The 21907-nt window shown below is 45.5% G+C and carries 19 protein-coding genes; 12 read left to right on the forward strand and 7 right to left on the reverse strand.

What is annotated here, in order from left to right; all coding sequences use genetic code 11:
- Nucleotides 1-213 precede the first annotated feature (213 nt).
- The 3 genes from KV201_RS18860 to KV201_RS18870 all read right to left on the reverse strand — a co-directional run bounded on the left by KV201_RS18860 (nucleotide 214) and on the right by KV201_RS18870 (nucleotide 1788).
- Nucleotides 214-534, reverse strand: coding sequence for a hypothetical protein (locus KV201_RS18860; protein ID WP_006080276.1), 321 nt, complete (start codon nucleotides 532-534; stop codon nucleotides 214-216).
- Nucleotides 535-607: 73 nt separating this feature from the next.
- On the reverse strand, nucleotides 608-1192 hold the full coding sequence (locus tag KV201_RS18865) for a peptidylprolyl isomerase (protein WP_106651567.1): 585 nt from the start codon (nucleotides 1190-1192) through the stop codon (nucleotides 608-610).
- Nucleotides 1193-1221: 29 nt separating this feature from the next.
- A complete protein-coding gene (locus KV201_RS18870) occupies nucleotides 1222-1788 on the reverse strand; it encodes a YajG family lipoprotein (protein ID WP_226060199.1) in 567 nt (188 codons plus the stop codon).
- 146 nt (nucleotides 1789-1934) lie between these two features.
- Here KV201_RS18870 and KV201_RS18875 point away from each other — a divergent pair, with 146 nt between their 5' ends.
- The 10 genes from KV201_RS18875 (at nucleotide 1935) to KV201_RS18920 (ending at nucleotide 10998) form a co-directional block, all read left to right on the forward strand.
- Nucleotides 1935-2498: a porin family protein gene (locus tag KV201_RS18875; RefSeq protein ID WP_226060200.1), complete on the forward strand. Its 564-nt coding sequence runs from the start codon at nucleotides 1935-1937 to the stop codon at nucleotides 2496-2498.
- A gap of 300 nt (nucleotides 2499-2798) precedes the next feature.
- The gene (locus KV201_RS18880) at nucleotides 2799-3830 is read left to right on the forward strand and encodes a DUF2804 domain-containing protein (RefSeq protein WP_226060201.1); all 1032 of its coding nucleotides are present in this window, start codon (nucleotides 2799-2801) and stop codon (nucleotides 3828-3830) included.
- A 142-nt stretch (nucleotides 3831-3972) separates the two neighbouring features.
- Nucleotides 3973-4839, forward strand: coding sequence for a sterol desaturase family protein (locus tag KV201_RS18885; protein ID WP_226060202.1), 867 nt, complete (start codon nucleotides 3973-3975; stop codon nucleotides 4837-4839).
- A 169-nt stretch (nucleotides 4840-5008) separates the two neighbouring features.
- The gene (locus KV201_RS18890) at nucleotides 5009-5632 is read left to right on the forward strand and encodes a hypothetical protein (protein WP_006080282.1); all 624 of its coding nucleotides are present in this window, start codon (nucleotides 5009-5011) and stop codon (nucleotides 5630-5632) included.
- A gap of 198 nt (nucleotides 5633-5830) precedes the next feature.
- A complete protein-coding gene (gene mpl / locus KV201_RS18895; protein ID WP_226060203.1) occupies nucleotides 5831-7222 on the forward strand; it encodes a UDP-N-acetylmuramate:L-alanyl-gamma-D-glutamyl-meso-diaminopimelate ligase in 1392 nt (463 codons plus the stop codon).
- Nucleotide 7223: 1 nt separating this feature from the next.
- The gene (locus KV201_RS18900; RefSeq protein WP_226060204.1) at nucleotides 7224-7883 is read left to right on the forward strand and encodes a flavin prenyltransferase UbiX; all 660 of its coding nucleotides are present in this window, start codon (nucleotides 7224-7226) and stop codon (nucleotides 7881-7883) included.
- 7 nt (nucleotides 7884-7890) lie between these two features.
- Complete coding sequence (gene hpt, locus KV201_RS18905; protein WP_011845844.1) at nucleotides 7891-8421, forward strand: hypoxanthine phosphoribosyltransferase; 531 nt, start codon at nucleotides 7891-7893, stop codon at nucleotides 8419-8421.
- A gap of 206 nt (nucleotides 8422-8627) precedes the next feature.
- Complete coding sequence (locus KV201_RS18910; protein ID WP_226060205.1) at nucleotides 8628-9566, forward strand: ABC transporter ATP-binding protein; 939 nt, start codon at nucleotides 8628-8630, stop codon at nucleotides 9564-9566.
- Nucleotides 9563-10333 (forward strand): ABC transporter permease, encoded by a 771-nt coding sequence (locus tag KV201_RS18915; RefSeq protein ID WP_006080287.1) that lies wholly within the window; start codon nucleotides 9563-9565, stop codon nucleotides 10331-10333. The genes KV201_RS18910 and KV201_RS18915 overlap by 4 nt, the downstream gene beginning before the upstream one ends.
- 152 nt (nucleotides 10334-10485) lie before the next feature.
- A complete protein-coding gene (locus KV201_RS18920; protein ID WP_226060206.1) occupies nucleotides 10486-10998 on the forward strand; it encodes a hypothetical protein in 513 nt (170 codons plus the stop codon).
- A gap of 71 nt (nucleotides 10999-11069) precedes the next feature.
- Here the strand turns inward: KV201_RS18920 and KV201_RS18925 are convergent, their stop codons facing one another.
- The 3 genes from KV201_RS18925 to rluA all read right to left on the reverse strand — a co-directional run bounded on the left by KV201_RS18925 (nucleotide 11070) and on the right by rluA (nucleotide 16409).
- Entirely contained in the window at nucleotides 11070-15005 is a 3936-nt protein-coding gene (locus KV201_RS18925) for a rhombosortase-dependent M36 family metallopeptidase (RefSeq protein ID WP_226060207.1), read from the reverse strand.
- A gap of 169 nt (nucleotides 15006-15174) precedes the next feature.
- A complete protein-coding gene (gene asnC, locus KV201_RS18930; RefSeq protein ID WP_006080290.1) occupies nucleotides 15175-15636 on the reverse strand; it encodes a transcriptional regulator AsnC in 462 nt (153 codons plus the stop codon).
- A gap of 95 nt (nucleotides 15637-15731) precedes the next feature.
- A complete protein-coding gene (rluA, locus tag KV201_RS18935) occupies nucleotides 15732-16409 on the reverse strand; it encodes a bifunctional tRNA pseudouridine(32) synthase/23S rRNA pseudouridine(746) synthase RluA (RefSeq protein WP_012588501.1) in 678 nt (225 codons plus the stop codon).
- A 216-nt stretch (nucleotides 16410-16625) separates the two neighbouring features.
- Here rluA and KV201_RS18940 point away from each other — a divergent pair, with 216 nt between their 5' ends.
- Together KV201_RS18940 and KV201_RS18945 are read left to right on the forward strand one after the other, a co-directional pair.
- Nucleotides 16626-18545: a U32 family peptidase gene (locus KV201_RS18940; RefSeq protein ID WP_226060208.1), complete on the forward strand. Its 1920-nt coding sequence runs from the start codon at nucleotides 16626-16628 to the stop codon at nucleotides 18543-18545.
- A 200-nt stretch (nucleotides 18546-18745) separates the two neighbouring features.
- Nucleotides 18746-19120: a PH domain-containing protein gene (locus KV201_RS18945; RefSeq protein WP_006084057.1), complete on the forward strand. Its 375-nt coding sequence runs from the start codon at nucleotides 18746-18748 to the stop codon at nucleotides 19118-19120.
- A gap of 157 nt (nucleotides 19121-19277) precedes the next feature.
- On the opposite strand, the gene KV201_RS18950 is transcribed toward KV201_RS18945, so the two are convergent.
- On the reverse strand, nucleotides 19278-21794 hold the full coding sequence (locus KV201_RS18950; RefSeq protein WP_226060209.1) for a toxin-antitoxin system YwqK family antitoxin: 2517 nt from the start codon (nucleotides 21792-21794) through the stop codon (nucleotides 19278-19280).
- Nucleotides 21795-21907: the final 113 nt, after the last annotated feature.

Below are 21907 nucleotides of genomic sequence, written 5' to 3' on the forward strand. Positions count from 1 at the left end.
AGCATAAGTCTTGGCATGGCTTGAGGTTATGGTTACTTTTGGCGAAGCAAATTATAACGTCTTGCCATGCTGTCTAAAAATCACTCTCGAAAGATCAACAGCCCCTAATACCTTGAGTAAAAGAGATCACAAAAATGAAGGGGGAGGAATGAATTGCGCGATAAAAAAAGGCCCTGATAACAGGGCCATTTTCTATCGATAGGAATGCTGAACTTAAGGTCTTATCCCGACGCATCCCTGCGGCACTCGGCCGCCTAAACTCAGATAGTCACAGCAATCATTCACTTGCTTACGCAGATATTGATTGCCGCGGATCACACAGTCAGGCCACCTGTTAAAGCTGTGGAGCAAGTGCCAAAACACTTTTTCAGTTTCCGTTTGCGCTTCGCCAGTCGAATTCAATTGCTGCCATTCTTCTAACGTGTCCCATAAGTAAAGTTGCACTTCATGGAAGTCGAGTTCTTCACTCAAAAACGCTTTTCCATAAAAGGCGAGTTGGGGCGCTTTATTATCGATGAACTCAGTTGCCGTCATCGTTTGCCTCCTTTCTGTTTGCTATAACAGTATAGATGCAAAATTAGCGCTTTTGCTCGAAATTATTTTTGGATTACTGTTTAGGTAATAACTTGGCGGTTTTCAATACGATAGGTGTCACAGGGACGTCAGGCCAATTGAGCTTAGTGTTCGTGCCTGTCTCAACGACAGCCATAGCTTCGAGGACAGTTTTCCCTTCAATCACTTCACCAAATACGGCATAACCCCAACGGCGTTTGGATGGGTCGAGCTTAGTATTGTCGGCCACGTTGAAGTAGAACTGGCGTGTGGCTGAGTGCGGCTCGTTTTCCCGCGCCATGGCGATAGTGCCTATGCTGTTGGTGAGACCATTTCCTGATTCGTTGACTATCGGCTTGCCGTCTGGCAACTCTTCATACTTAGGGGTGAGTCCACCGCCTTGCACCACAAAGTCACTGATCACACGGTGAAATATCGTGTTGTCGTATTCGCCTTTGACGACATAAGTTAAAAAGTTATCGACAGTGATAGGTGCGCGTGTCCTATCTAGCTCGACCACTATTTTGCCTAAGCTAGTGTCAAACTCGACTCTGGGATACAAGGTATCGGCCTGAATGTCGAGAGCGAGGCTATTGTGACTCATAAAGAGAAATAAGAGGGCTGATATCCAACGGAGCATATTGATTTCCTTATAATAAACTGACGCTGTTATTGTTGTAGAAACTGATTAAGCTCAGGATCATTGAGAATTTCACCTGTGAGTTGGCCGAGTAATTTATTCATATCCAGCTCTAAGGTCGCAAAATCGGGTGTTAAAGGGCCTTTCAAGGTGCCTTTTGCCTTATAACGTTTAACCAGTTCTTGGGTTGAGTTTTTGGCTTGCACTGCGATTAACACACTGTGTTTTGCCTCATAGCCAAAAGTCTTTTTAGTGACATCCATTTGCAATTCTTCTAATTGAATTTGCACTGAATTAGTCGCGCTAGGATCGATTTGATAACCCGCTTGGCTAAAGCTGGCGCGGAATACTTCATCGAGCAGCAATTTAGGCGGTTCACTCGGGCTGACCAAACGTGTTTTTGTCCCTTCTTCAATAAAACGCGCCACGAAATCGACGGTGCGTGTATCGACGGTTTCAAGAGAGATAGGAACACGTTGCGCGGTTTGTTGGCTGATATTGGGCACTTGGGGACTGAAAGCCATATGAGTCGGATTTTGGCTGGCACAGCCCGCGAACAGCAGGGGAAAAGTCAAAGTCAGTAATAGCCGTTTCATGGGATCTCTCGTACAAGTAAAAGTGGCTACAGCATACCAGAAATCACTTTTGATGCCACAGAACACCTCGATTCAGTTGGAGTACAGCTTTTAGTGATAATATCCAGCGTTCACTATGGGTTAGTTCATTTCTTTAGGTGAAAAATATGCCAAAACTGTTGATAATTTCGTTTATTGTGGGCCTGACACTGGCGTCAAGCATCATGAGCACCAATGCATTTGCGGGGGACTCTGCCCATATACTCGGCGGCAGTTTAGGCTACGGTAGCCAAGAGTTTGAAACTAAGAATGGTAAATATGATGCCGGTGACACCCTGAGTGGCGACTTATATTACCGTTATATGCTCAACGAGCATTTTGGGGTTGAAGCGGGTTATTTAGCGGGTTCCGGTGGTGTTGCGAGTGCGCTTGTCAGTATTATCAGCGAGATAAAAAACTTGAGTTATAACGGTGTTAGAACCACAGCCTACGGAGAGTATGCGTTGTCTCGCGGTAACAGCCTTTATGCCAAGCTGGGCGCTGCCTACACTCAAGTGAGCTATGAGATGCATAAGCAGGAGATGGACTCGAACGATGTCGGCTTTTATGGCGCGGTTGGTTGGCAATATCGCTTTAAGTCAGGATTCGGTTTGAATTTGGAGTATGAATATCTTCCGATGAAAGAGTTAGAGTTGCAGGGGATAAACTTTGGAATGAGCTATCGATTCTAGTCCTGCTTAGCATCTAGCATCTAGCATCTAGCATCTAGCATCTAGCATCTAGCATCTAGCATCTAGCATCTAGCATCTAGCATCTAGCATCTAGCATCTAGCATTAAAGCGCCTTAGGGCGCTTTTTTCGTTTTATAACCTAGGATGATAAAGCATTAAACAGAATACTGACTGGCAACAAAATGACAACATTTTGACCTTGCACTCTTTTAATGCAAAGGGGGACGGGTTAGAGTAAAAATTCGATGTTTAGAATGAGAGAGCACAGATGCTCCCGCGTTATTTCTGTAAGGCTTAGTCATGTTAACGATAGCAACGCAAATCGCCCCAGATAGCCTGATCAATCCGAAGGGGTTACCCCATTTCGGCCATTTCGATGGCATAGTCAAAACCTTAGGTTTAGCGGACTTTGCTTATTTCGACACTATGGATAAACCCGCTTCAGCGTGGGCCAAGCATTTCGATTATAAACAGTTTCAGTTTGTCTCTTTGGTCACGCCGCGTTATGTCCTTGGTGTCGCACTCGCCGATATTGCTTACGTCGGCAGTGCGTTTTGTTATTTATACGATATAAAAACCAACACTCTCACCCAGCTTGATTGGCTAAAACCTTTAAGATTTGGCTATCAGATGACGCCATCGCCTGCCGAGGGTAAAAGTCGTATTGGCCGTAAAGGAGCGCAGTTAAGCTTTGAGATTGTAGAGGGCGGTTGGCGGTTAATCATTGATACTAAAAATATTCAAGCCGATGTGACTTTGCACTCAGCTCCCTTAAGTTTGCCTATGGCCATGTGTAGTCCTACTGGATACAACGGCTGGACTTACACACAGAAACATAATGGTTTGACGGTTAAAGGTAGTTTGACTGTAGCTCATGAGCCGCAGCCGCTGAATCACGCTTTAGCTGGTTATGATTTTTCGGCGGGTTACATGCGCCGCGATACCAGTTGGCGCTGGGCGTCGATCAACGCGCGGATCCATGAGGGCATTATGGGGCTTAATTTAGCCGCGGGCGTCAATGAAACCGGCGCTACTGAAAATGTCTTTTGGATTAATGGCGAGCGTCATTTACTCGGGTCAGTGCAATTTGAGTTTGATCGACATGCCACGCTCGGCGCCGAGGTTTGGCGAGTCTACAGTCAAAATGGCCAAGTGGATTTACAGTTTGCGGCGCGCAATTGTCGCAGTGAAAAGCGTAATTTGCTCTTGCTTAAGAGTAATTTCCGCCAATTCATCGGCCATTTCAGCGGCACTATTACCGATAATCAAGGACACAGTTACCAGATAAATAATGTTCTGGGGCTCGCCGAAGATCACTATGCCCGCTGGTAACCGAATGCGGGTCGTCAAACGTTACTAACCGACCGCTGTTGTCTGTGTTGTGGCGTTTAATGCAGTTTATAAAGTTCGCTCAGAATCGATATAAAAACACTAAAAATAGTCATAAAACAACAAGAGAACAGGACGACCTTATATGGATATCGCCTCGCTGATCCAGCACCCAGAGCTGTTACTGCTAGTGCTCGCACCTTTGTTTTTCGTGTGTATTTTGCTGGAATGGTACTTTGGCGATAAAAGACAAAGGCTACCGTTAAGTGCACGTTATCGTGGCCAAGAAGTGCTGTGTAATTTCAGCCTCGCGGCCATGCATCAAGGCGCCGATCTGCTCACTGGCTTGTTGATCGCTAAGCTGTATCTGGCGATGTTTGGTTGGAAGTTATTCGATATTGAAATGGGCCCATTAAGCTTTATTGCCTTGATGATCGCGCAGGACTTTTGTTATTACTGGTTCCACAGGGCGAGCCATAGAGTGCGCTGGATGTGGGCGGCTCACGTGGTGCACCATAGCTCTGAGAATATGAATTTTAGCACGGCGTTTCGCCAGAGTTTAATGTATCCGTTTGCGGGCATGTGGGTGTTTTGGTTGCCGCTGGTGGTCATAGGTTTCGACCCAAACTGGGTGGTATTTGTGGTATTACTCAATCTGGGATTGCAATTTTTTGTGCATACCCAAGCGATTAAATCACTCGGACCGCTGGAATGGGTCTTCAATACACCGTCACATCACAGGGTGCACCACGGTCGTAATCCCCAATATATAGATAAAAACTATGCGGGTGTGCTGATTATCTGGGACAAGCTGTTTGGTACTTTTGAGCCCGAGGTAGAGACTGTGGTTTACGGTATCACTAAGCCTGTGAATAGTTTTAATCCCCTTAAAGTGACGTTTAGCGAATGGCGAGACATGTTTGCTGAGGTCACCGCGACAGGCTTGAGTGTTAAACAACGACTACGTATCTTGTTTGCTCCGCCTTCCAGCAGTTTAAAAAGCGAGGAATAACAATCCACTGCATTTTCCAAGTTAAATAGCGCAAATGGCTAATAGAGTCTTGAATTTAGCCTTGCTAGCCTATATTCCGTTTTTTGCCACTGTTTTGGTGTAAAAATGTACAATCCCATACTTTGGTGGTACTTTTTGGGATAAGGAATTTAACTTGGGAGGACTTATCATGATGGATGAACCTCGATTATCCGCGGAGGAGCTTGCTTGTTTTAGCGAACTTTTTTCGCCGACTCGTGTGGGCACTGCCTTGACTAACGATCCCCTTGTCAATCACGTGCTCACAGTCACAACTGAAGTGCCGCAAGTTATCGCTTCGATTCTCGGTAAGGCAAAACTCACTCTATTAGCCGAAGTCGGGCCCTATAAACTCTGGTTTCCGCTACTGATGAAAGTGGATGACTTTGGACAGTTTCAACCCACTTTAGGCGTGCCTGAAGTACTCGATGCCTCGGGAGTGGAGCGCAGTTGGCGGTTAACCCAAGCCGATGATGTATGGATATTCGACCACGATCAAGGTGAGCAATGGTCAGTTGCCTCGTTATCCAGTTCTGGCATGGCTATTCGCGCTAAATCGCAGCAGCAATTTAAGCAATTGTTAGGCAGTAAAGATCTGCAATTACAACTGCCCAATGGCGAGACTATGCGCGTCGATATCGAGCCTATTCGTAGCGAGAAAGGTCTGGCCTTCGTTAAGTTTCAGGCTGAAACCGAAGAGCGTGAAGCGTTACGTCAATTCTTATTTAGTCGTCACCGTAGCCAGCACGCTCAGCTCTACCGTGACTTACGTTAGTACTTGCATTGCAACAGTTTTCGGCCTTGTGTTAGTTTTCCTGTTATCTAAAAATCTCAGTTCTGCAACTCGAATGTGAAATCCACGGATTTAAAAACTGTCATTTGCGATTGCAGTGCTTTTCGCCGATTGTTACCTGCCAATCTGTCGCCCGATGGATTAGAATGGCATTGAATTCAAAACATCAGAGCGAGCGGTATGCACGTACATATTTTAGGAATTTGTGGAACCTTCATGGGTGGTCTAGCGTTATTGGCTAGGGCAAAAGGGCACAGAGTGACGGGCTCGGATGCCAATGTCTATCCTCCAATGAGCACGCAACTAGAGGACCAAGGCATTGAGCTTATTCAAGGTTTTGATCCCAGCCAGCTGGGTGAAGCAGGGCATTATCCTGACTTAGTTGTCATTGGTAATGCCATGAGCCGTGGTAATCCTTGCGTGGAAGCCGTGTTGAACATTGGCATCCCTTATACCTCTGGCCCGCAGTTTTTAGCCGATCATATTTTGCCTGAGCGTTGGGTACTGGCAGTGTCTGGCACTCACGGTAAAACCTCGACTTCTAGCATGTTAGCCTGGATTTTAGATGATTGTGGTTATGAGCCTGGGTTCTTAATCGGTGGTGTACCGCAAAACTTTGGTGTGTCGGCGCGTTTAGGCAAGACGGCTTTCTTTGTGGTTGAGGCCGATGAATACGACAGTGCCTTCTTCGATAAACGTTCGAAATTCGTGCATTATCATCCGCGTACCTTAGTGATAAACAATCTTGAGTTCGATCATGCCGATATTTTTGCCGATCTGGCCGCGATTCAAAAACAGTTTAATCATTTAGTTCGCACTGTACCTGGCGAAGGAAAGATCGTTTGGCCCGCCGATTCCCATGCTGTTAAGCAGACGATTGATATGGGTTGCTGGAGCGAGCAAGAAACCTATCATTTAACCGAATCGACCAGCGGTTGGTATGGCAAAGCCTTAAGTGATGATTGCCATCGATTTGAAGTGTTTTTTGATGGTGAGTCCCAAGGTATTCTCGAATGGGATTTGATTGGTCAGCACAATATTGAAAACGCCATGATGGCCATTGCTGCCGCGCGTCACGTGGGCGTTAAGCCGAGTGCTGCAATTGAAGCCTTAGCTAAGTTTATGCCACCTAAACGTCGACTCGAATTACTCGGAATCGTTAACGGCGTGAGCGTTTACGATGACTTTGCCCACCATCCAACGGCCATTGCGACCACGTTAAAAGGCATGCGGGCTAAGGTCGGCCAGAGCAAGATTACTGTGGTACTCGAGCCGCGCTCAAACACCATGAAGAGCGGTGTCCATAAAGACACTTTAGCTTTTTCTATGATGCAAGCCGACGAAGCCTTTTTATATCAAGCCGATACCATCGGCTGGAATATGAAAGAAGCCATGGAAGCGGCGGTGATCCCCGTGACTGTGTTACATCAAATTGATGATGTGGTCGCCAAAGTAACGGCAACGGCCAAAGCGGGCGACACCATAGTGGTGATGAGTAACGGCGGTTTTGGCGGTTTACATAAGAAGCTGCTGGCCGCATTAGAGCTGCGTTCAACTGTAGAGCAGGTTTAAGATGAGCTACGCAAAGTCGACAAAGGCAATTAGCTTAGCTTGGACGGGCGCCTCGGGTGCGCCCTATGGCCTTAAGTTGCTCGAGTGTCTGTTGGTATCGGGTTATCAAGTGTTTTTGATGATCTCTAGTGCTGCTCGGGTAGTATTAGCGACTGAACACGGTCTGCAGTTAAGCGCCAACAGCGACAAAGCCCATGCCCAGCTGTTGGCTTTACTGCACGAAAAAGGCGTGATTATCACTGGCGAGTTAGTGGTGTTAGGCAAAGATGAGTGGTTTTCACCGCCTGCATCCGGTAGCGCCGCACCTAAACAAATGGTGATTTGCCCTTGCTCGACGGGGACGTTAGCGGCTGTGGCTACCGGAATGAGTAATAATTTACTCGAACGCGCCGCCGATGTGGTGATTAAAGAGCGCGGCCAACTTATCCTAGTGCCGAGGGAAACTCCTTTTAGTGCCATACACTTAGAGCATATGTTGAGCCTTTCTCGCCTCGGCGCGACCATTATGCCCGCCGCCCCCGGTTTTTATCACAATCCCAAATCGGTTGAAGATCTGGTAGACTTCATGGTCGCTCGAATTCTCGATCATTTGGGCGTTGACCATGCATTAACGAGTCGCTGGGGTTATGACAAACAGTCTAACCGCGACCTCGACAATTGAGACTTATATGAAACACACCACCGAAGTGATGATCTCTGCGGAAGAGATAAGCCAGAAATTGGATCAAATGGCCGAGCTAATCAATGCCCATTATGCCCACAGCGAACGTCTGCTGATGGTAGGCTTGTTAAAAGGCTCAGTGGTCTTTATGGCTGACCTGTGTCGCCGAATTAAAGGCCATGTTGAAATCGATTTTATGTCGGTTTCCAGTTATGGCAATGCTATGACCAGCTCACGGGATGTGAAAGTGCTGAAAGATGTGCAATCAGATATCGCCGGTCGCGATGTATTGATTGTGGAAGACTTGATTGACTCAGGTAACACCTTAAGCAAAGTGCGCGAGATGCTGTTACTGCGCGAGCCTAAGAGCCTTGCACTGTGCACCCTGCTGGATAAACCTGAACGTCGTGAAGTGGATGTGAAGGTCGATTTTATCGGTTTCACTATCCCTGATGAGTTTATCGTGGGTTATGGTATTGATTATGCAGAGCAATATCGCAATCTACCTTACATCGCGAAAGTCGTGCCACTCGATTAAGTGTCCGATACCGTTTAAAACTCCCGCAACAGGCGGGAGTTTTGCTTTTTACGGTTATATAAAAAATAGTATAAATAATTGAACCATTAAAGATTGGTTTTTCAATCGATTAGCTAATTTTTTGCTTTAGTTCTGCAACCCATCATTGTAATTGTGTTTTTTAGCACCATCTTATTACTTTCTAATGTGTAAGGATCGGTACAAATATGGCGAATATTACCCATGCTCTGGTACTCGAAGGGCTTAAAAAAACCTATAAAGGCGGCGTCGAAGCGGTCAAAGGCATCAGCCTCACCGTCAATCAAGGGGATTTCTTTGCCTTACTCGGCCCCAATGGTGCGGGTAAATCCACCACGATTGGTATTATAAGCTCCTTAGTGCAGAAGAGTTCAGGTTCGGTCAAAGTCTTTGATTATGATATCGATAAGCAGCTAGAACACGCCAAGCTTTGTATTGGTCTAGTGCCGCAAGAGTTTAACTTCAACCAGTTTGAAACCGTACTGCAAATCGTGGTGAATCAAGCGGGTTACTATGGTGTGCCTAAGCCTGTTGCCCTTGAACGCGCTAAAAAATACTTAAGCCAACTGGATTTGTGGGAGAAACGTAATAGCCAATCGCGGGAATTATCCGGCGGCATGAAGCGACGGTTAATGATCGCCCGCGCCCTGATGCATGAACCTAAGTTGTTGATTTTAGATGAGCCTACCGCAGGCGTGGATATTGAACTGCGTCGCTCTATGTGGGAGTTCCTCAAACAAATTAATCAGCAAGGCGTGACGATCATCCTGACCACCCATTACCTTGAAGAGGCTGAAATGCTTTGCCGTAATATCGGCATTATCGACAAAGGCATTTTAGTGGAATGCACTAGCATGAAGGCGCTGCTCAGTAAGCTGAATATGGAGACGTTTATTCTCGATCTGCGTCGCGATACAGTAACGGCACCGGTACTCGATGGCATGGCGTGTCGCTTAACTGACTCTCATACCTTAGAGGTGGATGTGGTTAAAGAGCAAAATCTCAACGATGTCTTTAGCCAATTAAGTGCGGCCAATATAGAAGTGCTATCGATGCGCAACAAGTCTAATCGCTTAGAAGAACTCTTCGTCGAACTCGTGAAGAAAACTCAGGGAGTCTCTGCATGAATCAGCTCTACTTTATCGCCTTTAAAAGCATCTTAAGCAAAGAAATTAATCGGTTTACGCGAATTTGGATCCAGACTTTAGTGCCGCCTGCGATTACCATGACCTTGTATTTCTTGATCTTTGGTAACTTAGTCGGCAGCCGAATTGGAGAGATGGGCGGCGTATCTTATATGGAGTTTATCGCCCCAGGTTTGATCATGATGTCGGTGATCACTAACTCTTACTCGAACGTGGCGAGCTCATTCTACAGTGCTAAGTTTCAACGCAATTTAGAAGAGCTGATGGTGGCTCCTGTGCCCCATTATGTGTTGATTGCAGGTTATGTTGGTGGCGGCGTGGCGCGCGGTTTGTGTGTCGGCCTAATAGTGACGCTTGTGGCCATGTTCTTCGTTGATATTAGCTTGCATCATGCTGGTTTAGTGGTAATGACAGTGTTTTTAACCTCAGTGCTATTCTCCTTAGGTGGCTTGATTAACGCTGTTTTTGCAAAAAGTTTTGATGATATCAGTATCATCCCCACTTTTGTGCTTACCCCATTAACTTACCTTGGCGGGGTATTTTACTCGCTGTCACTTTTGCCCCCTTTCTGGCAAGGCGTGTCGGCACTCAACCCTGTGGTCTATATGATCAACGTGTTCCGCTATGGCTTTTTAGGCTTCGCCGACATCAGTGTGCCATTGTCCATCGCCATTATGATCGGTTTCTGTGTCGCCCTGTGGACCTTAGCGTATTACTTAGTCTCGCGCGGAATAGGGTTACGTTCGTAACTGCTTAAAATTAAGATTGAGATTTGAAGGGCATAAATTTTAATGCCCTTTTTATACGTAAATTTTGGTTTAGGCATTATTTTGCTTCATTTGCTATAGGAACTTGTTAAGGTAAATCTATAACTCGGCTCGTCGTTTTTAAGGGTAAAAGTATGAGAAATACTTTATATATGCTTGTTGTGAGTTGTTTATTTGGCTGTACTAATGCAAAAAACGAAACGGTAGCCACTGACAACCTCTCAGATAATAGTGCTAAGGTTGCAACTTCACCCGCACAAGATGTTGTATTAAATCCACTGCAAAAAGTAGCTCCAGCACCCAAAGGTGTTAATTCATCTACTGAGAAAAATAAATTGTATCGTTATCAATTTAATGGTCGTCAGTTTACTACCTCAACGGATCAGTTAGTGAAAGGAACCGTGGTTTACGATACGCAAATGTCTGTATTTGGAAAGCTAAAAGGTTCGTTAATACTTGTTAGTCAGTTGCCATTATCAACATTCTCCTCTGGCTTTAGCATTGATAACATTGCCGAGAATACCTATCGACTGATCCCACTCGATAGCCGTATTTTATTGCTTGATGTGCTTAAACATCTGCAGGAGTTTGGTCAGGCTGAGTTGGAAGTTGATTATAGTCCAATGGATAGAACACCCATTATTTAGAGAGAGTTGGGCATCAGTACAGATAATAAAAAAGCCGCAAATTGCGGCTTTTTTAATTTTGGTTAATCTTATTATTTACGGCGGCGTAGTGCTGCCAAAGGTAACAAGATGAATGATAGCCAACCTAAACTACCACCAGAGTTTCTATTTGATACTACTGTTGGTGTCGGTTCAGGAACATCTCTCACTTTAACTGATATCGTTTTGACAACATCAGCGGTACCATCATTTACCGTCAGACTAAATGCTAGTGTTTCGAGTTTGCTAACCTGCGGTGCAGCGAAGCTTAAGGATGCGGTGTTGGCACCTGTAAGTGTCGCTGTAGCGCCAGAGGTTTGTGTCCAAGTATAAGTGAGTGTATCACTGGCGTTAGCATCAACAGCTGTGGCGTTGATCGTAACTGCATCACCCTCTTTGACTTCAGTCGCACTTGCAGCCAAGGTGACGCTTGGCAAGCGGTTGTCGCATGGATTGACATCGCCAGCCGTCTGCTCATGAAACACACTCGTTACAATATTTGAGAAGGTGACATTATCGACAATCCAACCAAATTCATTTGAGTTAGTATCAGAGACAATACGGAAGCGGAAGCGAACTTCGTTACCATTTAATGCTGTACCAAAGTTAACGGTTTCTATCTCGCCAGCGGAGGCCATGATGCCAGTAAAGGCTTTCCGGCCTGGAAGTAAATCTGCCAACTCACCTGTATAGCCAGCGCCTTCAAATGCACCACCCATTTTAGTTACATCGGCCCAGTCACCACCGTTGATGCTGATTTCAACTACACCACCGTCATAGTTTTCTTCAATTTCAAAGTATTGGAACCAGCTAATTTTGAAGTCGCCACCATAGCCAACCGTTACGGGTTTAGTTTCGTAGGCAACGTCTGAAGCGAAACCGTTGTTGGCAATACGAAGGTATTGAGTATCGACTGGGAAGTAGTCAGCATAATCGCTTTCAAGTTTTGCAGTGCCTTTGGCCATATCGCCACCGCTGATGATGTGCTCTTTAAAATCAACTAACCCTGCCTGATTTTCCATATCACTTACAGACATATTGCCAACAAGAGACTTGTCTTTAAAGTCTAAATTGACGGTAGTAGTAAAGCTATACTCATCGGCCTCAGTCCCTTCCTCTAACGTTGGGAATGTCAGTTTTAGCTCGATAGTATCGGCAGTTGCAGCATCATTGAGTGTCAGCTCAATAGGTGTGCTTGTTGCCTCGGCATATAGTCCTAAAGCACCAAATGTCACTTTGCCATCATTAGCAAAGGTAATATTCTGGCCACTTGTAACCTCAATTTTTCCTTCGAGCCCTGCAAACGCTTTGCTGCCTCGGTTAGCTATCGTGAAGCTAACAGTTCCAGTCTCACCTTTATCTAAAATACCATCTTTGCTGCAGTAGCCTACTGTCATGCCTTCATAATCGGCATTAACTGTGTGACTTGCTACATTGAAGGTTGATAGCTCAGTCTTATAGGACTCTACAACCCCTTGATGTTTAGCGTCGTAACGTTCAGGAGATACAGCACCAAGACCCATACCACGACGAGCAAAGGCTTTTAGGAACAGTTCATAGTCTTTAGGTTCACTAGCGTAGGCTGCGGCAAGCAAGGCGTCACGAGCCTCGGTATAGGTTGGCGCAATTGGTGTCATCTTATAAGCTGCAACGAGGTAATTCATCATCATGCTGCGAGCTTCAGCAAAGCTATAGCGTTCGTCGTTGATTAATGAAACATAACAATCCCATAGCATTGCAGCCCATGGTTCACCTGCATCATGGACTTCAGCATTACCATTAACATCTGCTCCTGTTCCTTTGCCTAGTTCAACATTACCGAAAGTGAGCGGGTTCACTTCCATATCAGTACTGTAAGGGTAATTACGAATGCCAGAATAGAAAGAGGCGACATATGTAATTGCAGCATAAGGTTTTTGGAATAATTCGTTGCCAGCGATGAGTGCATCATCTGCTTCTGATATAACTAGCAATGCATGGAAATCACCCCAGCCTTCGCCCATCGAACGGCCTTGTTGGTTGATTAGACCTGAAGAATTGCCTACTAAACGGTTACTGATGTAGTGTCCCCATTCGTGGGCAACAATCGCATTATCCCAAGAGCTATCTTTAAATGGCTTAGTATTGAACATGGTTACTGTGACGGGTTTAGCCGCGTCGAGTTGCGCATAAATCAGTGCACCATCATTTTTTGATAAACCAATACTTGGGACTTTAACTGTATCATCGGTGCCACCCATAGGTGCCGGTTCAACAGTGCCAGAGTTATTCGCAATGAGCACACCGATAGCGCCTGCTTGCTGAGCAAACTTAGCTTTAACGGTAAACCCACAGACTCCACGATCAATAATGGCAATTTTGCCTGCTAATTCAGCAGCATTTGTTGGTGCAGTACAGCCATCGTTAACGGGTGCTACATCATCGACTAAACGAACCACATCGCTACTGACTTCAAATTGACCTTGTCCAAAACCTGCGCGCTGTGTTGAATCAAGCAAACCGATAGCAGCATCAGAGGTCACTGTTACGCCATAGTCTTCACCGTTTACGGCGTCTTTACTATCCCAGAGATACATTTGCATTCTAGGTGAATTACCATCAGCAGGTGTACTCATGTTGGCATTATTAAAGCCTGAGTTATCTTGAACTTCAGCCCTAATCGCATCACCTTCTTCGCCGCCACGACCATAGTTTTGAACTTGAGCGTTACCCGCAGCCTCATCAAAACCGTGGTCATAAAACAAATCATGTAGATAGTTGTTCATATAGAACAAGTTTACGATTGATGCCTTACGGTTATTAACTGAGCTTTCAGCTTGAGTTGTATTGTATTTGTAGTCGAAGGTTTTATCGCTGGTGAGCTCAGAAGTGAAGTCGCCGTTGGTAAAGCCATCTGGAGCAAGGGCATCTACGTAAGCAAATACGTTGTTACCAGAGGTGGTTGTAGCCTCTTCTGTTAACCAAGGGTCCATTGTACTGATTGGGCCTGAAGTGATAGTGACCATAGGAGCATCTAAATATTCAGTTGCATCAACTTGGTCTTTGCTCATCGCGGGGACAACATTGCCATGGGGACCATCCCATGGAATACCCTGATCATCTGCGTATATGCGGTAATTGAATGCGGCTTCCTGTGCGGTAAGATTATGTTTAAATAAAACTTTGTTATCTAGATCACTAATGACAAAAGAATAGAATTCAGAATCTACACTTTTATTGTCGGCGACTTCAATTTCGACATAATGCGCAGGAACCAGCGAGCCCTTCAATTCAAAGAATACGGGTTTAGATCGAGGTTCACCTTTAAGTATTTTTGAACTACTAGACGCGGCTACATTAAAAGACTGATATTTACCAATCTTAGAGGTCGCACTGATGCTCACATCGGCAACACCCATTGCTTTAGAGGCGGCTTTTACTGCATTAGCAGGGTCATTAAAATCTGGTTTTATGCCTTTCAATTCAGTGGTATTGGCAGTGCTAGCGGGTAGTAAGCTGCCAGAAGTTGCGACTAAATCAAACTCTCGATTCATTAAAACATTAAAACTACTATTAAATACTTCAATACCTTGATATTCCTGCTGATATTTTGCAATCATAGCACCGCGGCCAGTATCGTGTAGGCTTGCTAATATTGGTTTCAAACTGGTGTTTTTACTTGTTGATAATCCAGTTACTTGATTGAGGTAATAATCCGCAGCAAAAGTGAGTTTGTACTTAGCATTTAAGGCACCCATATCAGGAGTTCTTTGGCCAGATTTTGCCCATTGGAAAGTGGCATTACCTGTTTTAACGTCATACTGATCTTTCATCCCACTAACAGAATTTGCTGTTTGACTCTGTTGGCTGTTAGTAAGGTTCTTTGGGATTTGGTTAATACGAAGTGTATTATTGTCTGCATTGGCGGCAGCTGAAAGCAGCGCCGCTGAAATGGCGATCGATAGTTTTGTTTTCACAACTTCTTCCTTGTCAATGAATGCCTTCAGCACTTTATTGAATGTGCTTGTAGCTAAATTGTTATGGTTATGCTGCACTCTTTGGTGGTAGCGATGAAGTTGTAACACAAAAGTGATATGTGGGTAACACTTTTGGGTAAAAAAAGACTTATGCCATATTTTGCCGTATATCACTCTGTTTAAGGAGTTGAGATCTTCTTGCCTAAGGCTTAACCGCTCTGACTATTGGGTTTTGTAGGCTGATTAAGGTTTCTGTTGACTGGATTTCATCAATAGATTGGATGCGATTGATGAGTACGTGCTGTAAACCATCGATGGATTGGCACATTACCTTTACGAAAATACTGTAGTTGCCTGTGGTGTAATAGGCTTCGACGACTTCTTCGAGGGCGTTGAGTTTGGCTATGGCGGCAGGATAATCGCCAGCACTTTTAAGATTGATACCGATAAAACAGCAGACGTCATAGCCTAAGGCTTTAGGGTTTACCGTGATCTGCGCGCCTGTGATGATCCCCGCTTGCTTCATTTTTTCTACCCGAACATGGATAGTGCCAGCGCTAACGCTAAAGCGTTTAGCGAGTTCGGCAAAGGGCGTGCGGGCATCCTGCATTAGGGCTTCGAGGATATGATTATCGAGTTGATCGCGCTGAAATGCGGTATCCATAAATAAACTCTCTATAACGTAATGAATTGTCATAAAGTTACGTTTTTTTATGGGGAATTGCTACCGATTTTGCCCGTCTTAGTTGATTTTAGTGATCATTGTTCGCCCAAAGGCTCACAAAAAGGCACTTCTGCGCTAAAAGTCATACTGACACCCGTGTAGGGATGTTTGATGGTGAGCTCTGCCGCATGCAGTAATAGGCGAGGCGCTAAGGATTTGGCTAATGGGTCGGCATAAAAACCATCGCCTAAGATCGGATGGCCTAGCGCCATCATATGCACGCGTAATTGGTGTGAGCGGCCAGTAATTGGCGTGAGTTTCACCAGCGTCGAGCGTTTGGCACGACTTATTACTTGGTAGTGAGTTAAAGACGGTTTGCCCACAAGATGATCGACTTTCTGTTTGGGGCGATTTGGCCAGTCGCAGATCAGCGGATAATCAACACTACCAGTGTCATTCTTGACATGGCCAGCGACCCTTGCAAAGTAGGTCTTGCTGGTTTCTCTATCGTGGAATTGACGTTTTAATTCACGTTCGGCGCTACGAATAAGGGCGACAACGATCACGCCTGAGGTCGCCATATCGAGGCGGTGGACGATTTGGCTATGGGGATGTTCAGCTTTTACCCGAGCATAGACACTGTCGTAATGGGCGGGGGAGCGACCGGGCACAGACAACAATCCCGAAGGTTTGTTTATGACGATAATGTCTTTATCTTGATAAAGAATATCGAGCCAAGGAGTTGTCGGTGGTTGGTAAATAAAATCAGTCATAATGAGGCCTATTCGTCAATGCGCCGCAAAGATACTCTGCTAGGCTTGAGGGTGCAAGTGCGACGCCCAAAGATTGCCTGTGGCATGAACCTTTCTGAGATAACTAAAGCGTCGAAGTAAAGCGTATTAGTTGATGATTTGCTGATAGAGCTGGATTTGAGTTCTTGCTATAATTACGCTCTTTTTTGTTAACGACCCTGTTGAGCCTTTGAAGCCATGAGCCAGCCAGAGATATACACTCCCGAGAATCTTTCTCACGTCCATAACCGCCTTGAGTTATTGGCGCCTGCAAAAAATGCTGACTACGGTATCGAAGCCATACGCCATGGTGCCGATGCGGTATACATAGGGGGGGGGCCCGCATTTGGTGCGCGGGCAACGGCAGGTAACAGTGTTGAAGATATCGCGCGACTCTGTACTTATGCTCATCAATATCATGCTCAGGTATTCGTCGCCCTCAATACTATTTTGATGGATAACGAACTGGCCGACGCCGAAAAACTCATTTGGCAATTGTACGAAGCCGGTGCCGATGCGCTGATTGTGCAGGACATGGGTGTATTGCAACTCAATTTGCCGCCGATTGCCCTGCATGCCAGTACCCAAATGGATAACCGCAGCCCAGAAAAAGTGGCGTTCTTAGAGCAAGTTGGTTTTTCTCAGGTGGTGCTCGCCCGCGAATTAGGCTTGAGCCAAATCCGTGATGTGGCCGCGCATACTAATATGCAGCTCGAATTCTTTATCCACGGCGCTCTGTGTGTGGCTTACAGTGGTTTGTGTAACTTGAGTCATTCCTTTAGTAACCGCAGTGCTAACCGCGGCGAATGCTCGCAAATGTGCCGTCTGCCGGGCAATCTTAAAACCCGTCAAGGCGATGTGTTAGCGCAGAATGAACATTTATTGTCTTTAAAAGACAATAACCAAACCGAAAACCTTGAAGCGCTCATCGATGCGGGCATTCGCTCGTTTAAGATTGAAGGTCGCTTAAAAGATTTAAGTTACGTTAAAAACGTCACCGCACATTATCGCCAAAAGCTGGATGCGATTATGGCGCGTCGTCCTGAGTTTAAGGCTTCGTCCCACGGCCGCTGTGAACATTCCTTTATCCCAGATCCTGAAAAGACCTTTAACCGTGGCAGCACAGATTACTTTGTTAACGAACGTAGCCAAGGGATTAAAGATTTCCGCTCGCCAAAATACATAGGCGAAGAAGTCGGTAAAGTGGTCAGCATAGGCAAAGACTTTATCCAAGTGAGCTCAAATCATGAGTTTAATAACGGCGATGGCTTAGCGTTTTTCCCTGCGAATTTTGCCATGGCAAAACAATCGGATGACAAACTGCAAGGCCTGCGGGTTAACCGCGCCGAAGGCTTAAAACTGCATATATTGCAGGTGCCAAAGGATTTAAAAGTCGGCATGACCTTATATCGTAACCATAACCAAGCCTTCGAAGCACTGTTATCGAAAGAATCTTCTAAGCGGATTATCGGCGTCGATTTACGTTTGAGCGACACTCAAGACGGACTGGCGCTGACCTTGACCGATATCTATGGCCTAAGCGCCACAGTGAGTTTAACGGTCGAGAAGACACCTGCGACAGATGTCGACAAGACCTTGCAAAATACCCGCACTCAGCTGGGTAAGCTCGGTAGTACCGACTTTGTTGCCCGCAGTATCAGTATCGATACGGCGCAAGCCTGGTTCTTGCCAGCGTCTGTGCTCAATGGCCTGCGTCGTGATGGCGTGGCCGCCTTAGAGGCTGCCCGTATACAAGGTTATGTGCGTCCACTGCCGTGGAAACATAATCAAGATGCAGTGTATCCCGTCAAGCATTTGAGTTACTTAGGCAACGTAGCCAACGAAAAGGCCAAGGATTTTTATCAACGTCACGGCGTGATTGAGATCCAAGATACCTATGAGAAAAACGGCGTCACTGAAGACGTGCCATTGATGATCACTAAGCATTGTCTGCGGTTTAACTTCAATCTGTGTCCGAAGGAAGTACCAGGCATCAAGGCCGATCCTATGGTGCTTGAAATCGGTAACGATGTGCTCAAGTTGGTATTCGACTGTCCTAAATGCGAAATGATGGTGGTCGGTGAAAACCGTCAAGTGCGAGGCCAGAAACACCTTTAACACTTGTCATTAGGAGCATTGCCCAGTGCAATGCTCCTAACACCCATTCAGCTAACATCCGCGCGCCTACATGTGCCTACCTATCATTGATGTTGTTCTCACCATAGCTACTCCCATATTTTCATCAAAGCCCGATATTGCACATGCGACGTTCAGCGGCTATCTTATTGAAAATAATATCAATAATAAGGGATGTTAAAATGGGATTGTTAGACGGTTTACTCGGTAATGCTTCTGAGGTTGATTTACAGGAATTAGCCGAGGAATTAAGGCCCATCATGGGCATTCAAGAAGAATTAAAACTCGCCTACAAAGTGATCCGCGATTTGTTTATTTTCACCAATAAACGTCTGATCTTAATTGATAAGCAGGGGCTTACTGGCAAGAAAGTTACTTACCATTCCATACCGTATAAATCCATTACCCATTTTGAAGTGGAAACCACAGGCCATTTTGATATGGATGCCGAGCTCAAAATCTGGATCTCAGGCCAGAGTGAGCCTTTAGTAAAAGAGCTTAAACGTGGCACGGATGTCGTCGGTATTCAAAAGACCATCGCCACTTTTGCGCTTTAGTTTTAAGTGTTGCTACTTAGATTTCCATTACTTCTATCGAGCTGGCGATTAAGGTAAGTAAGATAAATAAGGTAAGCCAAGTTAAATCAGGGCTTACCGGATTATCTATACTCACCCTTCATACCTATTGGTACTGAAATTATCCATATCAATTTGATTAATTTAATAATATCGCACTCGTGCTGGTGGTGTGCTCTATCGGCTCTCCTGCCATAGTGTAGGTTTCGGAGAGCTTGAGCTTACCTTGCTCGTCGTATTGATTGTGGATACCGACCCAGAATTGTTCTTCTCCTTGGATCTGTAAATTACCTTCTTCGGCAATGTGGCTATTGGGATGATAGCGCTTCATTGAATAAAGCTTACTTTCGTCGTCAAATTTTAAGTGGTAAGACAATATCGGCTCTTTGGCGTCGACATCCGCTGCGGCTTGAGCTTGTGCTTGTTTCGCTGTGGTATCGGCATGGGGTCTGTGATACTTGTTGCGGGACAAATATGCGCTATTGTTGCTATGGCTAGCGCTATGTCCATGGTTATCTGAACGCTGGTTTAGCCCGTCATTTTCCCAATCAGCACGATCATAATCAAAGTCATCACCCTCGTCTTCGCTTTCATCATAGTCACTGATGTCGCAATTATCATAGCCATAATTACGGGGCTCTGCGTTATCCCATTCTGCTTCGTCATCTTCTTGAGTCGATAGAGGCTGATTAGCATCAAAGTAGTGACGACTTTCTATAAGTTGGCCTTCTTCATCTAGCCAAACTTCACGATACACTTGTCCTTGGGGCGTAAACCGTTGCCAATGGCCAACATCGAGATAACGGCCATCGGTAATTTGGATTGTGCCAGTTTCTAAAATTAAACCTTGAGGTGATAAGGATTTAGAGCTAAATAAATCCCCTTGTGTACGGGTGAGTAACCAGCGAATAGTGCCATCTTCATAGTATTCGATGCGAGTGTCGGCAATACCATCTTGATAGTATTCCCTTTGATTATTCTCAAGATGATAGCCACAGCGGGTATTAGAGTGGCTCTGATAGGATTCGAGGATCCCCTTTTTATTATAAAAGCTGGATTCTCTGAGGTAGCCTTGGCCGTCGCGCACTTCATATTCTGAGATAGTGCGTATCGTGCCATCTTCATAAAACCAGCGAGCCGTGCCGTCACGGTTGCCTTGGGTGTGCGGTAAATACATTTGAACTTGCTGGTTTTCGTAATATTCGATAAAGGGCGCTACCGAGAGATTATTTTGGTATTGGCCTTCTCCCGAAAGCACGCCGCTTTTGTAATAGCTTTTAAACAGACCTTCTCTGAGTCCCTTTTCAAGGTAGATCTCAAGGGCGAGTTGGCCATTGTCATGGTACCAATAAGCTGTGCCTTGTTCTTTGCCATTCTCGAAGGGGATTTTTTCTTCGAGCTGACCATTGGCATACCATTTTTCTCGGTCGCCGTGGGCGATACCGTTAGTGAAGTTGAGTTGTTTGGCGAGCTTGCCATTTGGATGCCACTCTTTACGCTCCCCTTCAATCAAACCTTCAGGATTGAACTGCTCTCGCCATGCGATATGACCGCTTTCGTAGAAGGTTTCGACGCTTTTACCCATGTCATTAATGAAGATAGTTTGCTTGATCAAGCCATTGGTGTGAAACCAAAACTCTTGCACTATATGGCCATGCTCATGAGTAATTTCGGCTTGTAGGGCGCCACATTCGTAGTACATATACTCAATGCCGTGGATTTTATTCGCCACCATAGGGCGGTTAAGCCATAAATTCCCCGATTCGTAGAAACGCGCCAAGTTGTTGATATAGTTGCCACTGCGGTCGAGTTCGGCGGTTTCTCTTATTTTGCCATTCGTATGATAACGGGTGACATACATGCCATTCGCGTGGCGATCTTCACTTTGCGTTTTCTTGCCCTCATGGTCGTACCATGTTTGTTTGCCGAGTTGTTGGTCATTAACAAAGTGGCCTTCAAATAGCAGCGTCCCTAGGGCGTCGAATTGGCGCGAAATCCCATTACGCTCGCCAAAATAGTTTGAATCGACGGCTTGGGTGAGGCCTGGGCTTTGGGTGATTATTCTCAGCATACCCGCGCCGTCTTCAGAATGGAGTTGATGGTAAGTGCGATGCAGTTGGCCCGTTAAACGGGCGTAATCTTGAATGTCGCCTTGTATTATATTGTCTGCATCGAGCGTAAAGTGGCTTATCAATAAAGCCTCTAGATTGTTAAGTTCAACCTGCCACAATTCTGTTGTTTGGTCGTTCGTTTTTGGGATGATACTGCAGACTTTTTCTTTGCCGAGCCAAAAGTGTTGCTCGGGAAAAGGGGATTGATTGCCGATTTCGAGGCGGTCGAATTCGGTTTGGTGAAAGTCACAGCATTCATTGGCATTTTCCCAGCCTAAGAGTTCTATGACTTGGGGCGTATAGTAGTGATAGAGAGTTAAGCCGTGGTTGGCATTTTCTTCACAAGCGGTCGCGTCTGCCTTTGTCGCATGGATTTTTAAGCTGAAGTGACGCTGGAATAGCGGCACCGCGACTAACGGCTCCTGCGTTTGCTTTTGTTCTTGGCTGTGGGCTTGTGGTTCAGTTTGAAGATGAATGTCTTTTGGATCGCGGCTAGTTTGGCTTGAGGGAAATAATTTGGCTTTTAGTGCGCGAAACAACGACATTGGGGGAAATCTCCATATCCATATGTAAAACAATAAGCTTATCTGATGGATACTCATGGCCCTTGAGTATTTCAGTGCGCATATCATAGCGGTTAATGGTTTCGTTTCTCAAT

The sequence above is a fragment of the Shewanella sp. SR1 genome, assembly GCF_020447145.1.
GTDB lineage: Bacteria > Pseudomonadota > Gammaproteobacteria > Enterobacterales > Shewanellaceae > Shewanella > Shewanella baltica.